17 protein-coding genes are annotated in these 18,613 nt (G+C 34.0%); 8 read left to right on the forward strand and 9 right to left on the reverse strand.

Features of this window, described 5'->3' with window-relative positions; all coding sequences use genetic code 11:
• Positions 1–12 precede the first annotated feature (12 nt).
• From murQ to AL499_RS10130, 3 genes are all read right to left on the reverse strand, one after another.
• Positions 13–900: an N-acetylmuramic acid 6-phosphate etherase gene (gene murQ, locus AL499_RS10120; protein ID WP_002492238.1), complete on the reverse strand. Its 888-nt coding sequence runs from the start codon at positions 898–900 to the stop codon at positions 13–15.
• Positions 897–1,946 (reverse strand): MupG family TIM beta-alpha barrel fold protein, encoded by a 1,050-nt coding sequence (locus tag AL499_RS10125; RefSeq protein ID WP_002460129.1) that lies wholly within the window; start codon positions 1,944–1,946, stop codon positions 897–899. Before AL499_RS10125 ends, murQ begins: the two co-directional genes overlap by 4 nt.
• 168 nt (positions 1,947–2,114) lie before the next feature.
• Positions 2,115–2,804 carry a helix-turn-helix transcriptional regulator gene (locus AL499_RS10130; RefSeq protein WP_002478793.1) on the reverse strand — a complete coding sequence of 230 codons (690 nt, stop codon included), beginning with the start codon at positions 2,802–2,804 and terminating at the stop codon, positions 2,115–2,117.
• Between the two features lie 391 nt (positions 2,805–3,195).
• Here AL499_RS10130 and AL499_RS10135 point away from each other — a divergent pair, with 391 nt between their 5' ends.
• The 6 genes from AL499_RS10135 to AL499_RS10160 all read left to right on the forward strand — a co-directional run bounded on the left by AL499_RS10135 (position 3,196) and on the right by AL499_RS10160 (position 9,973).
• A complete protein-coding gene (locus AL499_RS10135; protein WP_002460127.1) occupies positions 3,196–3,972 on the forward strand; it encodes an inositol monophosphatase family protein in 777 nt (258 codons plus the stop codon).
• A 118-nt stretch (positions 3,973–4,090) separates the two neighbouring features.
• Positions 4,091–5,041, forward strand: coding sequence for an LCP family glycopolymer transferase (locus tag AL499_RS10140; RefSeq protein WP_002460126.1), 951 nt, complete (start codon positions 4,091–4,093; stop codon positions 5,039–5,041).
• A gap of 298 nt (positions 5,042–5,339) precedes the next feature.
• Positions 5,340–8,294 (forward strand): formate dehydrogenase subunit alpha, encoded by a 2,955-nt coding sequence (gene fdhF / locus AL499_RS10145; protein WP_002492247.1) that lies wholly within the window; start codon positions 5,340–5,342, stop codon positions 8,292–8,294.
• Positions 8,294–8,764, forward strand: a complete 471-nt coding sequence (locus AL499_RS10150) for a helical membrane plugin domain-containing protein (RefSeq protein WP_002460124.1) — start codon at positions 8,294–8,296, stop codon at positions 8,762–8,764. The genes fdhF and AL499_RS10150 overlap by 1 nt, the downstream gene beginning before the upstream one ends.
• 182 nt (positions 8,765–8,946) lie before the next feature.
• Positions 8,947–9,180, forward strand: a complete 234-nt coding sequence (locus tag AL499_RS10155; RefSeq protein WP_002460123.1) for a hypothetical protein — start codon at positions 8,947–8,949, stop codon at positions 9,178–9,180.
• Between the two features lie 19 nt (positions 9,181–9,199).
• Positions 9,200–9,973 carry an N-acetylglucosaminidase gene (locus AL499_RS10160; RefSeq protein WP_037540584.1) on the forward strand — a complete coding sequence of 258 codons (774 nt, stop codon included), beginning with the start codon at positions 9,200–9,202 and terminating at the stop codon, positions 9,971–9,973.
• A gap of 667 nt (positions 9,974–10,640) precedes the next feature.
• Here AL499_RS10160 and AL499_RS10170 read toward each other — a convergent pair.
• From AL499_RS10170 to AL499_RS10190, 5 genes are all read right to left on the reverse strand, one after another.
• Positions 10,641–11,594, reverse strand: coding sequence for a 2-hydroxyacid dehydrogenase family protein (locus AL499_RS10170; RefSeq protein ID WP_002492284.1), 954 nt, complete (start codon positions 11,592–11,594; stop codon positions 10,641–10,643).
• Positions 11,595–11,662: 68 nt separating this feature from the next.
• Entirely contained in the window at positions 11,663–11,977 is a 315-nt protein-coding gene (locus AL499_RS10175) for a DMT family transporter (RefSeq protein WP_002460119.1), read from the reverse strand.
• Positions 11,977–12,309: a DMT family transporter gene (locus tag AL499_RS10180; protein ID WP_002460118.1), complete on the reverse strand. Its 333-nt coding sequence runs from the start codon at positions 12,307–12,309 to the stop codon at positions 11,977–11,979. Before AL499_RS10180 ends, AL499_RS10175 begins: the two co-directional genes overlap by 1 nt.
• 412 nt (positions 12,310–12,721) lie before the next feature.
• Positions 12,722–13,258 carry a CHAP domain-containing protein gene (locus AL499_RS10185; RefSeq protein ID WP_002492259.1) on the reverse strand — a complete coding sequence of 179 codons (537 nt, stop codon included), beginning with the start codon at positions 13,256–13,258 and terminating at the stop codon, positions 12,722–12,724.
• A gap of 298 nt (positions 13,259–13,556) precedes the next feature.
• Positions 13,557–13,979, reverse strand: a complete 423-nt coding sequence (locus AL499_RS10190; protein WP_002492202.1) for a DUF4870 domain-containing protein — start codon at positions 13,977–13,979, stop codon at positions 13,557–13,559.
• 231 nt (positions 13,980–14,210) lie between these two features.
• Here AL499_RS10190 and AL499_RS10195 point away from each other — a divergent pair, with 231 nt between their 5' ends.
• On the forward strand, positions 14,211–15,284 hold the full coding sequence (locus AL499_RS10195) for an NAD/NADP-dependent octopine/nopaline dehydrogenase family protein (protein ID WP_002460115.1): 1,074 nt from the start codon (positions 14,211–14,213) through the stop codon (positions 15,282–15,284).
• 42 nt (positions 15,285–15,326) lie between these two features.
• Entirely contained in the window at positions 15,327–16,718 is a 1,392-nt protein-coding gene (gene nhaC / locus AL499_RS10200) for a Na+/H+ antiporter NhaC (RefSeq protein ID WP_002492224.1), read from the forward strand.
• 709 nt (positions 16,719–17,427) lie between these two features.
• Here nhaC and AL499_RS10205 read toward each other — a convergent pair.
• Positions 17,428–18,159, reverse strand: coding sequence for a CHAP domain-containing protein (locus tag AL499_RS10205; RefSeq protein WP_002492275.1), 732 nt, complete (start codon positions 18,157–18,159; stop codon positions 17,428–17,430).
• Positions 18,160–18,613: the final 454 nt, after the last annotated feature.

Here is an 18,613-nt window from a genome sequence, read left to right on the forward strand (position 1 = left end):
AGAAACGCCTCCTTAAGATTGAATCGCTTTTTTAATGACTCCATTATGCTTTGTTAATCTTAGTTGGGCATCGTTTCTAGAAGTGTCACACATATGCATGACAACTGCTACTTTAATATCATTATTAGCTTGTTGATAAAGATGTTGTGCTGTTTCATGATCAATACTACATATATCTTCAATTATATGAATTGAACGTTGTTGTAATTTGGTGTTTGTTGGTTTCAAGTCGACCATCAAGTTATCATATACTTTACCGATGCCAATCATAGTCATTGTCGATATCATATTAAGCACTATCTTTTGTGAAGTACCGGCTTTTAAACGCGTTGATCCAGTTAATACTTCGGGACCAACGTTAACTTCTAGTGCATAATCTGCAAGTTGACTTATATCACTGTTGACATTACAAGATAAGGCAACGGTTTTAGCTTCTAATTGATTCGCATAAGTGAGTGCACTTATGACATAAGGTGTACGACCACTGGCTGAAATTCCTACAACCACATCTTGTTTATTAAGATTGATATTTTTTAAATCTTGTTCTCCTAATGATGCACTGTCTTCAGCTCCTTCAATGGCTGTTGTCATTGCACCTTGTCCTCCAGCAATTAGACCAATAACCTCACCTGGTGATGTATTGAATGTTGGTACACACTCTGCAGCATCGAGCACACCTAAACGTCCACTTGTGCCTGCACCGATATAAATGAGTCTGCCACCTTTAGAAAATTGATGAATGATTGTTTCAATGGCTTTACTTAATTCCGGTAAAATTTGCTGAACTGCTATTGCTACTTGTTGATCTTCGCTGTTAATTGTTTTTAACGCTTCTAAAATAGGCATGTCATCCAGGTGCATCGTACGTTTGTTTCTACGCTCTGTCATTAAATGTTTCATTGATTTACTCCTTTATCTTCAATAAATTCAAATGTATCATTTGGTTGGATGAGTGGTAGTAAGACTTGGTCCTCTGCAACAATTGTAGCAAGATAATTAACATGTGAATGTGTCGGTAAAGGAGTTCTAACAATTTGAATTTCACCTTCATAACGCCCATTTAAATGATTATCTATCGTTACATGGCCACAACTTCTAATATCGAATGGGTAAGGCTGTGACGTGATATGTTGCTGGCATCTAGAGCGAGATTCCGATGAGCGAATCACATGTTCTGGTGCATCAGGCCGTGATGTATGTTGTTGTAATAATAATTGTTGATAAGAATGTTCCAGTTTGGTCACCTTAAGCTTGAAATGTCTATCTCGTAACATAAATATAAGTTGTTCAGCATGTTTGGCAGTCATGTATGGATCGCTAATAATAATATTATTGATGCCACTATTCATAAGTTGAGTTGCAGCTAATAAAGGATTGTTTGTTCTATGCTGCTCTATTGTAGGTAGTCCGCAATAAAGTGGTCCACGAAATTCTGATCCTGGTATAAAAGCAAAAATAATGCTATTTGAATCAAACTGTCGAATTAAGTGATTTTGTGCGCTGACAAAATCTGTTGATAAACCAGTATCAGGCCGTGGATAATAATTATGACAGTAGTATATAGGTTGTTTAGTAGGAAGTTGCTGCAATATTGAAGCATCAATGGTACTTGCGTTTAAACAGCATTTTAAACCATGATTTTGCAGTTCTTCGATCATTGAAATTTGAAGCTGATTATCTATTCTAATAATAAAATTCCCTGTCGAAATATTATTGAAAAATGTAAAAAAGTCATGATTAAGCAAGTCAGGATGGACATCTATTACATAAGTCATATTGACGTTACGCAAAAGCTCACATAACTCTCCCAAATATGCAAGTTGTTGACGTAGCGATAACTTAGATAACTGCAAGGATGTGAATATCATGTCATAACCAAGCTGAGTCATCTTGTGTATGTATGTCTTGTTTAAGGTTGTTCCTAGATATACTGAAAATCCAACCATGGTAAACCTCCTTTAATGCTATAATCATATTTATTATAAACGTTACGTAATCAGTTTACAATTTACCTATAAAATATTTTTATATTTAATTTAGAAAACAATAAAATGATATTGATTTCAGCACGATAATTGTCTGTTTTTAAACTTAAAAAACCCGACAGAATACAGTTAATCTGACGGGTTTAAAAATTGTGTATAATTATCAATTGTTATATCATGCGTGTTTAAAGTCTTTTCGAAAGAATATGAAATATCATGGATTGCTAATATAGGCAATTCTCGTGTACAACCGTGTCCAATATCAAAAACAATCGCAAGCCACTCAGCGTTTTTACATAAAATACCGATAAAAATAACATTTTGAGCAGCCATTTTATTATCGCTAACAAAATCGACAGACATTACGTTGCGTTCGGCACTGTATATGAGAATGTCTGAAAACAACTTAGGTAATGGTGTCGCTTCAATTGTGTCGAATTTAATATATTTGTCCATACGTTTAAGCAGCTTTCTTACGCGTGTATTTGGCAACTTTAAACATTGCTGAATAATTTCTTGTATTTCTTGTTTATAAGGTAATGAAGAATACGATTGACTTTCATTTAGTGTAAGAAAAAGTGCAAGTAGTTGCTCTTCTGAGATGGAAAGTGCCATTTTTGATTGAGACTGTTGAATTTGAAAACCGCCCAATTTACCATGCTGCGCAAATATCCTTACACCTTGTTCTTCTAACTCGGCGATATCACGCGAAATGGTACGTTTAGACACATTTAATGCTGTTGCTAATTCAGAGGCTGTCATTTTACGATTCTGTTGTATTACATGGATGAGTTGATTTTGTCTTTCAGCTTTATTCAAATTAGACACCACCTAATGTTACATATTACTTTAATTATAACATATAAGTGACAATGATGACATTTGTATATATGTAAAGTGTTTTGTAACTAAAAAAATTAAAAAATATTTGGAAAACGCTTACATTTTCTTAATAATTGTGCTATTATAATAATTGTAACAGGGGAGAGCGATTACAAACAAAGGGGTAAAGCTATGTAACAGATAGCTTAAAATAATCGTTCACGTTACATCGAAACATCTTCAATATTTATTACTTACTTTCCTTTCTATTTGTCGGCTAGCATATGACTAGCCGTTTTTTTCGTTTGAATTTAATTATAAATCAGCTATACGTTAATATAGGAATACGTTAAAATAAAGTAAAAAAAGAAATGAGGTGACTCATTTAATGCATAAGCGATTAGAAGAAATTGATCAGCTTATTGAGAGATGGATACAACAGCTTGATGTAATCATTCCTCAGTTATTGGCTAAATTAGATACAGATATAAAGCAAGATAGATTTGATTTGGTAACAAATGTAGATAAAGCCTTACAGCAGCATTTTAGTGAATTGTTACATGAGCATCTTCCAGGACATCAATTGGTAGCTGAAGAGAAAAATAATGACACGATAAGTGCACATGAAGGACATGTGTGGTTGTTAGATCCAATCGACGGTACTGCAAATTTAGTAAAACAACAAGAAGATTATTGTATTATTATCGGTTATTTTGTTAATGGAAAGCCTAAGTTATCATACATATACGATTATGTTCATCAAAAGCTCTATAAAGCAATCGAACATCGAGGGGCCTTTGAAAACAATAATCCTTTACCCAAACCACCCATACTTAGTTTACAAGATGCGATGATTTCATTTGATGCGCAGTATATACCAGTAGATGTATCCAAAGCATTGCGTGAAGCATGTTTTGCTAATCGCAACATTGGCTCATGTGGTTTAGATTCAATAAAAGTAATAAAGGGACAATTTGGTGCATATATTAATACGAATCCTAAGCCTTGGGATATTGCAGCACAACATTTATTTGCCAAGGAATTAGGACTGAAGATGACATGTTTGACTCGTGCTGCTCTAAATATTGCTGAAGCAGGTCCATTTATTATCAGTAATGAAGGTTGCTATGACGAGATTATTAATATTTATCAGCGCTATAGTTAAATTCTAAATAATAGTGAAACATTTTAGCAAAATTCTAATAAATAAGGCTAAAGATGTATTCAAAAATAATGTTTTATGGATATAATTGATGTGACTAATAGTGAATGGAGTGGTTTGTGTGCGACGGTCAGAACGGAAAAAAATGAATTTACCGTTAAAAATCTTTTTATGGATGTTTGGAATACTAGTATTATTGGCAATTATAGCAGTTATATATGTCGCTGCGAAAATTTTTATTACAGGGGATAAAATACATAATCCTCTTGATCGCAGTCATTCAGCATTAAGAAGTAAAAATGTCAATTTAAGTAAAGGAGAACCTTTTACGATTGCGTTATTTGGTGTTGATTCTGATGCCAAAAGAAAACAAGCAAATGATGGACAAAGAAGTGATACCATCATGATTCTATCAATAAACCCTAGCAAACAAAAAACGGATATAGTCAGTATTCCAAGGGATACAAAAGCAGATATTGTTGGTAGAGGAACAACTGAAAAAATCAACCATGCATATGCTTATGGTGGTGCCAACATGGCTGTAAAATCATTAGAAAAATTGATGAATGTTCCAATCGATCATTATGCTACGATTGATATGGATGGTTTACATGATATGATTGATGCATTAGGTGGCGTTGATGTTGTAAGTAATGACACCTTTACCATTAATGGCACACACTTCGTTCATGGTGAAAAAACACATTTAGATGGCGATAAAGCAATGAACTTTATCAGAAGTCGTAAAGAAGAAGGCGCAGGTGGCGATTTCGGTCGTCAAGAACGACAGCAAATCATTTTACAAGCAATGGCCAATAAAATGGTAAGTAAATCTTCTATCACGCATTTCAATAGTTTATTGTCTGAAATACAAAAAAATGTTAAAACAGATTTGAGTTTAAGTGAAATGAATCAAATTCGCAGTAATTACAAAGGTGCGAATAAAACAGTGAATCGCTATCAATTAGATGGTCAAGGTGGCATTCAAGATGATGGATTATATTACTTTATTCCAAGCGAATCATCTAAAAAAGACAGCACAGACATTATAAATAGTAATTTAGGCCTATAATAAAAGGTATTATAAACAAATTAGCCAGTAAATGAAGTTACAAAAACGTATTTACTGGTTAATTTTTTTATGTGCCAGTTTCTTTAATTATTAACAATAAGATGCTCATATTACTTTTAATGAAAACGTATGCAGGAAAAAAGAATTGATTTTTTAAATGTTATTAAAGTCTTAACATTCTAGTCATTAAGTTATACAATTAAGATGATTCTATTATCGATATATTTATATGTGGGGTATTGATGTAGGATATAGAGAAGTCTTTTAAGAATTAAATAAATATAAATGGGGTGAAGGTATGCAGGAACATTTAATTGTTACATTAGATGGCACAGATTATCTTGTTGAACCTGGAACAAACTTACTTGAGTTTATTAAGTCAAGAAATACGTTCGTACCTTCAATTTGCTATAACGAATCAATGGGACCAATCCAGACATGTGATACATGTATGGTTGAAATTGATGGGCAAATTGAGCGAGCGTGTAGTACGACAATTGATCGTCCAATGACGGTTAATACTGAAAATAATGAGGTTAAATCAAGCCAAAAAGAAGCGCTAGATAGAATTTTGGAAAAGCATATGCTGTATTGTACTGTTTGTGATTACAATAACGGTGATTGTGAAATTCATAATACGATGGACGAGTGGGGATTACAACATCAAACTTATGAATATAAAGAAAAACCATACGAGAAAGATTATGGTCCATTTTATCGATATGACCCTAATCAATGTATTTTGTGTGGGCGTTGTGTAGAGGCATGTCAAGACATTGAAGTAAATGAAACCATTCGCATTGACTGGGATAGAGAACATCCACGTGTCATTTGGGACAATGATGTACCTATCAATGAATCTTCATGTGTATCGTGTGGTCAATGTGCTACAGTGTGCCCGTGTAACGCTATGATGGAAGTTAATATGGAAGGTAATGCAGGTTATATGACTGATACAGAGCCAGGTTCTCTAGCAGCTATGATTGACTTAACAAAAAAGGCTGAACCAGGTTATGGTCCATTATTTGCGATTTCTGATTCAGAAGCAGAAATGCGTAAAGAACGTATTAACAAAACGAAAACCGTATGCACATATTGTGGTGTAGGTTGTTCATTTGAAGTATGGACGAAAGATAGAGAAGTATTAAAAGTTCAACCTTCACATGATTCTCCAGCCAACAAGGTTGCAACATGTGTTAAAGGTAAATTCTCATGGGGACATATCAATTCTGATCAGCGTTTAACGAAACCTCTAGTTCGTAAAAATGGTGAATTCCATGAAGTTGAATGGGATGAAGCTTTGAAAGTTGTTGTAGATAACTTTAGTCAGATTAAAAATCAATATGGTGGCGAAGCTTTAGCCTTTATTGCGTCATCTAAAGGAACCAATGAAGAATCGTATTTAATGCAAAAGTTATCACGACAAGTTTTTGGATCTAATAACGTTGATAACTGTTCAAGATATTGTCAGGCACCAGCAACAAAAGGTTTATTTAGAACAGTAGGACATGGTGGTGACTCTGGTTCTATAGAAGATTTAGAAAAAGCAGCAATGACTGTGCTTATAGGTACAAATACGGCAGAGGCTCATCCGGTCATTGCATCACGTATGAAACGTGCTCAAAAGTTATTCGGGCAACGCTCACATGTCTTTGATATACGCAAACATGAAATGGCAGAACGTGCAGATGAATTTTACCAACCTAAACCAGGAACGGATCTCGTATGGTTAGGTGCAGCAACAAAATATATCATCGATTACGACTTACATGATAAGGCATTCATTGATGAATGGGTAGATAATTTTGATGATTATTATACATCATTAGAACCATTTACAATGGAATTTGCTGAAGAAGCTACTGGTATACCAAAAGAAAGACTTATTAAGTTTGCTGAAGAAGCAGCTAAAGCAGAAACTGTAGCCATTTGCTGGGCTATGGGTATTACGCAACAAGATATTGGTAGTGACTCTAGTACAGCAATTTCCAATTTCTTATTAGCCACAGGCAATTATCGTAAACCTGGCTCAGGTGCCTATCCATTACGAGGACATAATAATGTTCAAGGTGCAAGTGATATGGGAAGCATGCCAGATCAATTTACTGGTTATCAAAGAGTTGTAGACGATGATGTGCGTGCTAAATTTGAAAAAGAATATGGTGTAACATTAAATCCAACACCTGGACGAGATAATCATCAAATGATGGAGGGTATCCATAATGATGAAATACATTCACTTTATTTATACGGTGAAGATACAGGTATTGTAGATTCAAACATTAATTTTGTACAATCTGCGCTAGAAAAAGTAGACTTTTTAGTGGTACAAGATGAATTTCTAACTTTCACAGCTTCATATGCAGATGTCGTGTTACCAGCCAGTCCATCACTCGAAAAAGATGGAACATTTACGAATACAGAACGTCGTATTCAACGCATTAATCAAGCGTTAACACCTTTAGGAGATTCTAAACCTGACTGGGTCATTTTCCAAATGATTGCTAAAGAATTTGGATTTGACTGGAATTATAATTATCCTGGTGACATTATGGATGAAATTGCGCGATTAACACCTCTATATGCAGGTGTAAGTTATGATCGATTACAAGGCTTTGATAGCTTACAATGGCCAGTGCATGAAGACGGTACAGACGAACCATTACTCTACTTAGAAGGTTTTAATTTTGAGAATAAAAAAGCAAAATTCTATCCTTTATCATTTGATAACTTCTTTAAAGAAGATGAAGTATATGACTTACATGTTAATAATGGTCGTTTACTTGAACATTTCCATGAAGGTAATATGACTTATCAAACAGAAATGATTAAGTACAAAATGCCAAATACCTTTGTTGAAATATCACCAGAATTAGCAAAAGACCGTAATATTCACGAAGGTGCTGAAGTTAAACTGATATCTACAACGGGTGAAGCAAAACTAATTGTACATGTCACTGACCGAGTAAAAGGGAAAGAAATTTATATACCATTAAATAATGATGCGATGGTACACGGTGATATGGGTGCGATTAACTTATTGACAAATAGTGATGTTGATCAATATACAGATACACCATCCTACAAACGTACAAGTTGTCGTATGGAAATCCTTTCTCGACGTGGCAAGTCACCATTGAATCCAACGAACTTCCGCGTAGATAAACAACGTCATCCGCAATATAGTGTGCAGGTTCAGAAAAAATGGGAACGTCAGGACTACGTTTTCCCAGGAAATAAAGGTGATCAATAATGGCTGAAAGAATCACAAATATCAAACGTCTAAAAAAATCAGACGAGCAGATTAAGTTAGAAAACCTTACTGAAGTAACAGACGCGATTGCTGATAATAAAGATAGTATTTTAAAGGCAATCAAGTTAATAAAAGTATTGGATGATGCGAAACTCTTAGATGCATTAAATGGTGCTATTAAAGGAAGACAAGTTATTATCAACAAATTTGCAGTTGAATTAAATAAGGACATATATACCGGTTTGTTATCTAATATGGCATCGCTTGTATTTTTATTAGGTGATTTGGAAGTTAAAGATTTAAGTGCCTTTTTAGCTAAAGTGAACAAAGGGTTACATGTTGCGAACCAAGCTAGTCCTAATGCCAAAACATCAATTAGACATTTATTAGGTGTATTAAAAGATGATGATATGAATCGCAGTTTAACTTATATGTTAAATATGCTAAAAGGTATGTCTAGAGAACATTAGCCATAATTAGTTCATAGAGCGTATTATTCATATTTAGATATAAACGATAGGACAGAAAACAAAGTTATATTTGACTTTGTTTTACTGTCCTCTTTTTATGTAATAAAGCGCACAATAGGTTAAGGATATGGTATGGTGTTATATAGGTAAAATTGAGAGGATGAAGACTTATCGAATCAAAAATGATTAAGCGTATTATGATTGCATCAAATCTTTGCTTAGTTGCTGGGCTGATTTGTTTGTTTATCATGCAGTTTATGTTAGCAATAAGTATGTTTGCCATTTCTTTAACGATGAGCTTAGTACTATTTAATGTCTTACTTAGAGAGCGCAAAGGTTTAAAATGGGCAATCAATGGTTCATTTCTTTTTGTGGTGTTAGTAATTGTTGTAGCATATTTTATTATGACAAAGTGAAGATTGTGAGTATAGATCATTGAGGAAGAAGCGTAAAAAATTAAAAAAACATTATATTATAACTATATTCGCCATAACTAGCATCTTATTGTTATATAAAGGACAGTTATTTTTTATAAGCAATCAGCAGGTAACATTTGACGAGGCAGTGAGGTTACAAACTAGTTCAGAAATGATAAATACCATTAACAATAACGGTGAGTTTACTGCTGCTAATCGTCATCAAGTCGAAAGTGCTATGCGGATTTCTTTTCGAGATACAGAATTTAAGTATATGGAACTGACGCATCCCATTAAGATGTCTGAAAAAGAAGTAAATCAAATGCTTCATAATAAAGGCATACTCGATGGCCATGGGCAACAATTTTTAGCAGCACAAAAGCAATATAAAATTAATGTTATTTATTTAGTAAGCCATGCGCTGGTTGAAACCGGGGAAGGACAATCCACGTTAGCCAAAGGTATTACAGATGGGCAGCAACGCTATTATAATTTTTTTGGCATTGGTGCATTTGACAGCAATGCCATTCAAACAGGTAAAAGTTATGCCAAAACGCATCATTGGACTTCTCCCAATAAAGCGATTATAGATGGTGCATCTTTTATTCGCTCACACTATTTTGATCAAGGACAAGTTTCCTTGTATCAAATGAGGTGGAATCCGGCAAATCCAGCACATCATCAATATGCCACGGATATATATTGGGATGAACAAATTGCTAATTATATGGCGCATTTTTATAAACAATATGGTATTAAGAAAGATCGTATTCAGAGAGACTTTTATCGTTAATATAAAATAAATAGGGTGTTTCATTGATACTATTTATTACATATTAAGTCAATTTGGGACATAAATACAAAGTATTAAAATTGTAATGTTAAAATCTTTTCTTCGGTATGATTTTTACAATATAGTTTGAAGTGATTAAAATTGAAGCTTCTATTAATAACGTATCTTGCGTTATGTTATCGTTATTATACATAAGGCACCTCGTTCATTTAGTTTAGTGATATTTATTAAATGATACGAAACTGCCTTATTTTTTAAGCATTTAAAGGTGAAATGACATGATAATACGTAGTATTTATGGCGAGACTCCTGAGGGCGCAGTGCCAGTCGAAGACAGGGGCCCCAACAGAGAGAAATACGAAAAGCATTTCGTTGATCAAAGCAAGTTGGGGTGGCTGAGACGGCACCCTAGGAAAGCGAGCCAACAATACGAAGGATTGAATAAAAAAGAAACACTCAGATGCGTTGAATTCAATTCATCTGAGTGTTATTTTTCTGGGATTTATGTCCCAACCTGACAAGGTTGACTTGAATTGAAAAAAGCTTAGTATAAGCGTATTTTCAATTCAATCAACTACCGTCAATATAGAGTTCAGAGTCTAAAATATCATTATGTTCTAGACTATTGTTGTATTTATATTAAAGAAAATTGATAGTTTAGAGGTCATTAATTGACGATAAATTGCGGCGTTTCACCTGTTAATTTTTTAATTGTATCATTTGCAACAATTTTAGACATCATATCACGTGCTTCATACGTCGCATTCCCAATATGCGGTGTGATGACAACGTTATCTAATGATTTCAAGCCTTCAGTAATTTTAGGCTCGAATTCATAAACATCTAATGCTGCGCCTTCAATCTCTTTATCATGCAATGCTTGTACAAGTGCTTCTTCATTAACAATAGGACCACGTCCAGCATTTACAAGATAAGCAGTTGATTTCATCAATTTAAATTGCTCAGTATCAATAAGATGATGTAGCTTTGGAGAATACGCTGCATTAATCGTGATAAAATCGGAATTTTTAAGCAACGTTTCTAAATCAACATATTTTGCACCAATCTCGCGCTCTTTTTCAACCTTTTGATGTGGACCTGTATATAAAATATCCATATCGAAAGCTTTTGCACGTTTGGCAACAGCGCCACCAATTTCGCCTAATCCAATGATACCAATCGTTTTACCTGATACTTCACGTCCTCTAAAGAAAAGCGGAGCCCATCCATCAAAGCCTTGTGTGCGTGATAATTTATCACCTTCAACGATGCGTCGAGCAACTGCTAAGACTAATCCAAAGGTAAGTTCGGCTGTTGCATTTGTAGATGCTTTAGGCGTATTTGTTACATCGATATTTTTTTCGCGAGCATAATCAACATCAACATTATTAAAACCAGCACCGTAATTTGCAATGATTTTTAAATTATTAGCAGCATCAATTACCTCTTTATCAACATTTGTCGATAAGATACTAATAAGTGCAGAAGCATCTTTGACACCACGTTTTAACGTTTCTTTATCAATAATACCTTCACCTTCATACATTTCAACTTCGAAATGCTCTTTTAATAAATTTAAACCGACTTCTGGAATTTTTCCGGCAATATAAACTTTTTCCATCATTATCACTTCCTTTAGCTCCAGTATAGTAAATTGAGAAAACGTATACAATTTATATACTTTACTAATTAGCCGAGCAGCCGGAGTCCAATTACAGCTGCAACAATTACTGCAATAAAACCTATGCGTAATGGGTGTGTAGATTCTTGGTAGAACAACATACCGATAAATGTGCCTCCTGCAGTTCCTATGCCCGTCCATATTGCATAAGCAGTACCCATCGGAATGGACACCATAGCTAATTTTAAAGTTGTAAAACTAAGCACAAAGGTAAGTGCCAATAAAATTATGTAGTACCAACGAGATGTGCGTGCAAGTTGATTTAACAGCACAACACCTAAAATTTCAAAACAGCCAGCAATGATTAAATAAAACCAAGACATTAGTTGCTACCTCCATGTTCTGTTATATCAGTAGTTAACTTGAGCCCTAAAATGCCTATAATCAACATTAAGATAAGTATTAGTTTTAATATGGAGATGGGCTGATGGAAAAATAGCATGTCAACAATAACTGTTCCAGCCGCACCAATACCAACAAATAATGCATAGACTGTTCCAACGGCTAGAGACTTTGTTGCAGATATAACAAGATAGAAACTTAGCGTAATCATTAATAATGTAAAGCTCCAAGATGTCAATGAATGCGCTTGATTCAAGCTTGTGACCCATACTATTTCCAATAAACCTGCTATGATGACTTTTAACCAGGTCATTTGTTATTCCTCCTCTAGCTTTAAATAGCAACAGTCGTATTTTCTCAAATATGCTATACAACTGCAATATTTGGGCATTAAAAAAGTGTGGCACAGAAATTTAAAGCGTTCTGTTTCACACTAATTTACTTTCTTTGTATATGCTTGGAGCACCAGCTTGTATATTTTTTGAAATGCATATGCCATTTTTCCTTGCATAGAGCTTAGACAAGGTTGATTCATTAGAATGTCTGAGTCATTTATTGGTAAACGTGCATATGCTGAAAACTGTTATGATGGATACATGCGATATATAAGTATAACTAATTTTTAAATAGAACCAATTGAGTATTGTCAAAATATAGATGTGAGCCCAGGACAAGAATGATGTCCCAGGCCCAAACGTGTAATTTATGATATTTAAATATTATGCTTAGTTCAAATGAATATAATTATAAGCGCTAGCTTGACTGGCTGAAATTGTGCGTGTGTCTGTTGAAAATGGACCGTTTGAGTAGTTCATTTCTGATATAGTCACTGATCCATCACTATTGACACTTTCTACGTATGCAACGTGTCCATAACTACCTTCAGAAGTTTGTAATATCGCGCCTTCTTCAGGTTGATGATCTACTGTGTAACCCGCTGCTTGAGCTGCACTTGCCCAGTTATTGGCATTGCCGCATGTAGAACCAATTTTTCCGTCGACACGGTCAAATACATACCAAGTACATTGACCGGCAGTATATAAATTGCCAGAAGATGTAGATATTGATTGTGTAGATGTGCTAGTTGATGTTGTATTTGTTTCTGTAGTGTGATATTGATAAGCTTGTTGGCTAAAGTTTTGTTGTTGATAGCTGTATTGATGTGAAGGTTGAAATTCTGCTGCATCAGCTTGATGGGATGTGCTGATTAATGTGGCACCTAATCCTGCAGTTAAAGTTGTTATTGTTAGTAGTTTTTTCATTATAATAAAATCCTCCCAATTGTATGAAATATTCACAAAGATGGTAGCGCATCTTAATTGTGAATGTTATCGTCGTTTAACGACAAAACTTACTTTAACAGAAATATACATGGAAATGTGTGATGTTATCTTTTCGTAAATAAAATAATAAAACCCTGCATCTCTCTGTAATAAAAGAGCTGCAAGGTTACAAGTGATATACAGAGCTAAATGTGCGCTGCAAAGATGAAAAGTAGCTGATTTAAATAAAACTAACCTTTAAATATTACAAATGTTTGTAACAAAAACACTGTACAATTTATTTGAAAAATCGAATGGATAATGGAGCTTGGTAATAGGTACCTTGATAATATTTAACACAGCCAATGATGTTGAAAACAGAAAAGGTAATCAGTAATCCCAAAATGACCAAATTTAATAACAAGAATATAAATATTGAAATCAAGCCTGAAGTTGGATCAAAAGGCATATAAAAAATGAGTGAAAATATCATGATTACTACAGGTACTGCACACCAAATCATATAAGAAATAAACATATTTAAATAGCTTTTTCCTGACTGATCAATTAATTTAGAATCATCTTTTTTAACTAGCCATATAATTAGAGGGCCTATAAATCCTGAGACGAAACCTAATAAGTAAATAAGCATAGCCATAAGACGAACATCGTCACTATCGTTATGTTGTGGTGTATTAAAACCTTGTGATTGTTGCGTCATAATAACTCCTCCTGAGTTTAATAAAAAATCTAATCACATTAACTATAGCAGAATAAGTAACCCATGGGTATTAAGAACGTATTAACATGCAGTACTTATGCAAATTGTAGGTTTAACATATATGATAAATGGTTATATATTTATGAATATGTATGGTGCGCTTTGTTTAAAACGCATCATTTTTTATTGAATTTATTTTGTATTGAAATATTTTAAAAGTGAGGTATTCAGATGAAAATAGCTATTATTGGTTCAGGTAATGGTGCGGTTACTGCCGCATTAGACATGGTAGATCAAGGACATGAGGTAAGATTATATTGCCGAAATCAATCACTGGAAAAATTTAATACTGCATTTGAGCGTGGCGGCTTTGATTTTAATAATGAAGGAAATGAAAAATTTATAGAATTCACTAATATTAGTGATGATATAGCTTATGTATTACAAGATGCCGAACTCGTTCAAGTGATTATTCCTTCATCTTTTATAGAATACTATGCAAAGGTTATGTCATATCACGTAACCAATGACCATTTAATCTTCTTTAATATTGCAGCGTCAATGGGCTCAATTCGTTTTATGAATGTGTTAGAAGATCGCAATATTGATGTACACCCTAAATTTGCTGAAGCTAACACGTTAACATATGGCACAAGGGTAGATTTTTCACAAGCGCGTGTTGACTTATCTCTTAATGTGCGACGCGTGTACTTTTCAACATTTAATCGTGAAGAATTAAATGATAGTTATGATAAAGTAAGTCAAATTTATCCTCAACTAGTCAAAGAAGAAAGTTTATTGAAAACGAATTTAGAAAATGGGAACCCAGAAGTGCACCCAGGGCCAACGTTACTTAATGTAGGCCGTATTGATCATGCACAAAAGTTTTCACTTTATAAAGAAGGAATTACGCAACATACAGTAAGATTACTCCATGCGATAGAATTAGAGCGTATTAATTTAGGCCGTCGATTAGGATTCGAATTAGAATCGGCGAAAGAATCAAGAATTCAACGTGGCTATTTAGAACGTACAGACGAAGATGAACCTTTAAATCGATTATTTAATACAAGTCCAGTCTTTTCTCAAATACCGGGTCCTAATCACGTAGAAAATCGTTATTTAACTGAAGATATCGCTTATGGTTTAGTGTTATGGTCAAGCATAGGTCGTGTTATTGATGTGCCGACGCCCAATATTGATGCAGTTATAATTATCGCTTCAACCATACTAGAGAGAGACTTTTTTGAAGATGGACTTACTGTTGAAGAATTAGGTCTTGAAAAGTTAGATCTCAGTTACTGATAAATAAAATCATAACTAGTTGTGAGATAAGGAGCTGACTATATGACAAGAAAACCAACGTTTTTCGAGGCACTTTCTACCATCATTGTTATGGTCTGTGTAGTGACAATAGGATTTATTGTTTTTAACATTCCCATTCAAGTACTATTACTTATTTCATCAGCTTATGCCGCATTGATTGGTATTCGAGTAGGGTTGAAATGGAATGACATAGAAGAAGGGATTACGCATCGGTTAACTACAGCGATGCCTGCTATATTTATCATATTGGCTGTGGGTATTATTGTTGGGAGTTGGATGTACGCTGGTACTGTGCCTGCTTTAATCTATTATGGATTAAAATTTTTAAATCCTCAGTATTTTTTAGTGTCTGCATTTATTATTTCTGCCATCTGTAGTTTAGCTACAGGTACAGCTTGGGGATCCGCATCAACTGCAGGTATAGCGCTTATTTCCATTGCAAGCCAATTGAATATGAATTTAGGTATGGCTGCAGGTGCCATCATTGCAGGTGCCGTCTTTGGGGATAAAATGTCGCCACTATCTGATACAACTAATTTAGCAGCATTAGTTACGAAGGTGAATATATTTTCACATATTCGTGCGATGATGTGGACGACAATACCTGCTTCACTCATTGGTATGATTGTCTGGTTTGTCTTAGGCTTACATAACGATGGTCATGTAAACACAAAGCAAATTCAATCACTATTATCTGAACTTGCAACGTTATATCAGTTTAATTTCTTTGTTTGGATACCGCTCATTGTTATTATTATTTGCCTTATGTTTAAAGTATCGACAGTGCCGTCGATGCTAGCATCTAGTATTACTGCAATTTTTGTAGGTGCGTTTAATCATCACTTTAATTTAGCAGATGGATTTAAAGCTACATTTGATGGGTTTACAGCTAATATGACTGGACATAGTCATATTTCTCATAATGCTAAAGCATTAATTGAACAAGGTGGCATGATGAGTATGACTCAAATTATTGTTACCATTTTTTGTGGCTATGCATTTGCTGGTATTTTAGAAAAATCAGGCTGTTTAAATGTTTTATTAGAGACCATTTCAAAAGGTGTCAAATCAACAGGAAGCCTTATTTTAATTACTGTTATTTGTTGTTTAATGATGGTGTTTGCTGCTGGCGTAGCATCTATTGTAATTATTATGGTTGGTGTTGTGATGAAAGATATGTTTGAAGACATGGGGTTAAATCGATCAAATCTATCTAGGACGCTGGAAGATGCAAGTACAATGGTATTACCTCTTATTCCATGGGGAACTTCAGGAATATATTATGCACAGCAATTAAATGTGCCGGTTGATCAATTCTTTATTTGGACAGTACCATGTTATTTATGTGCTATATTAGCTGTTTTTTACGGGTTTACAGGTATTGGTATTAAAAAAAATAATAAAGTTACGTAAAAATTATTTCAAAGCATGTTTAACTATAGCTATATCCGGTTAATATAAAGTATGCTAATAATTATTAGAAGTCACTGTTTATTTTTGTAGCGAGAATAAATGTAGCGATATGATTATTAGTAAAATATCCTCTACATAGGATGATGGTTCAATTTTTGTAGCGAGGATTGAATCTATTAATCTTAACATGAATTCCGTAATGTGCATCATTAATATATAGACATAACCATTAAAAGAGATACTGAATTTGTGAAGTAAGGTGAGCCATAAATATGACTCACCTTATTAATGCGTTGTGAAAAGAAATGTAACATTTTATTAGATTGCATCTGTCATAAGGCACTTTGATTAATTCGTTAAGTAAAATTTAATACATAGTACGAAAACACCTTATTTTTTAAAATTTCCAGTACAAAAACACATATAAATACACCGCAATCTAGCGAGCGGGGCCCCAACAAAAAGAAATGCAACAAGCATTTCCACGGACAACGCAAGTTGGGGTGGGCCCCAACAAAGAGGATTTCGAAACGAAAGACAACGGACAACGCAAGTTGGGGCTAAGCACAGAAAAACTGGCTGAAGTTGGTCTTAAGCAAGCCAATCATACAAAGTATTAAATATAAAAGAAGCACAAAGATGATTTATGTTAAACCATCTTTGTGCTATTATTTTGGGATTTATATCCCAGCCTTGATAACTTTAAATATTAATGAATGAAGTTGTATGAAGCTGCTTGAGATGCAGAGATTGTACGTGTTGTTACAACACCTGGTCCATGACCATAGTTCATTTCTGAAACAGTTACTGAACCATTACTTCCAACACTTTCAACATAAGCAACGTGACCATAGTAACCTTGAGATGTTTGCATGATTGCGCCAACTGAAGGTCTGTTATTTACAGTGTACCCAGCAGCTGCAGCAGCATTTGCCCAGTTGCTAGCATTGCCCCAAGTTGAACCAATTTTACCGCCAACTCTATCGAATACATAATAAGTACATTGACCACTAGTATATAAGTTGCTACCTGAATGTGAAGCACTTGAGATTGACACACCATGAGATGATGGTGCACTTGTAGTTGTCACATGTATGTTAGAGCTAGAAGTTGAATAGCTTGCACCCAAGCCACCAGTACGGTATGAATTTGATGAAGCATATGTGTTGCTGTAATTATAGTTGTTGTAATTGTAATAGCTATTATAGTTATTGTAATAAGTGTAACCTTGGTTTAATTGATTTGGTGACCAGTTACCTTTCCAAGTGTAATGATAGTTACCTTGTGCATCGATTGTATAAGAGTAGCTGTATGAGTAAGGGTCATTTGGATTATAACCGTCATGATTTGTTTGTTCAGCAGCATGAGCATGGTGTCCACCAGCCAAAGCAAATGTAGCAATTCCTGCAGTAGCGATTGTAGCAGTAGCGATTTTCTTCATTATAAAATATCCTCCCGAAAAATAATTTAATATAATTGTATTTTTTATAGTGGTTGATGAATCGGACATCAACAATTAATCATCTTGTTTAAGACAAACAATACTTTACCAGAAAAAAGTTGGTTTGTGTGGGTTGTTAACATTTTGTAATTTTCCTCTAATATATTTTAAACGTATTTTGCATAATGAGATATTTTGTAATAAAAAGAAATGCTTATATAACAGACTTTATTCAATTTTTTTTGATTTGTTAATTTTTTTATGTCATCATTTTGTAAAAAAACAGAAAATAAAATAATACAGTTGAATTATGTAGAAAATGGTGCATAGGATAATTGATGATAAAAAACATGGATAAAGGATAAAAAGTTTTAACTGATATGAAATAATATGCGAATAATAAAAAGTTGGCTATAATAAAATATGATTTTGTTACTACTTATACCGAAATAAA

Source organism: Staphylococcus lugdunensis, from assembly GCF_001558775.1.
GTDB classification, from domain to species: domain Bacteria; phylum Bacillota; class Bacilli; order Staphylococcales; family Staphylococcaceae; genus Staphylococcus; species Staphylococcus lugdunensis.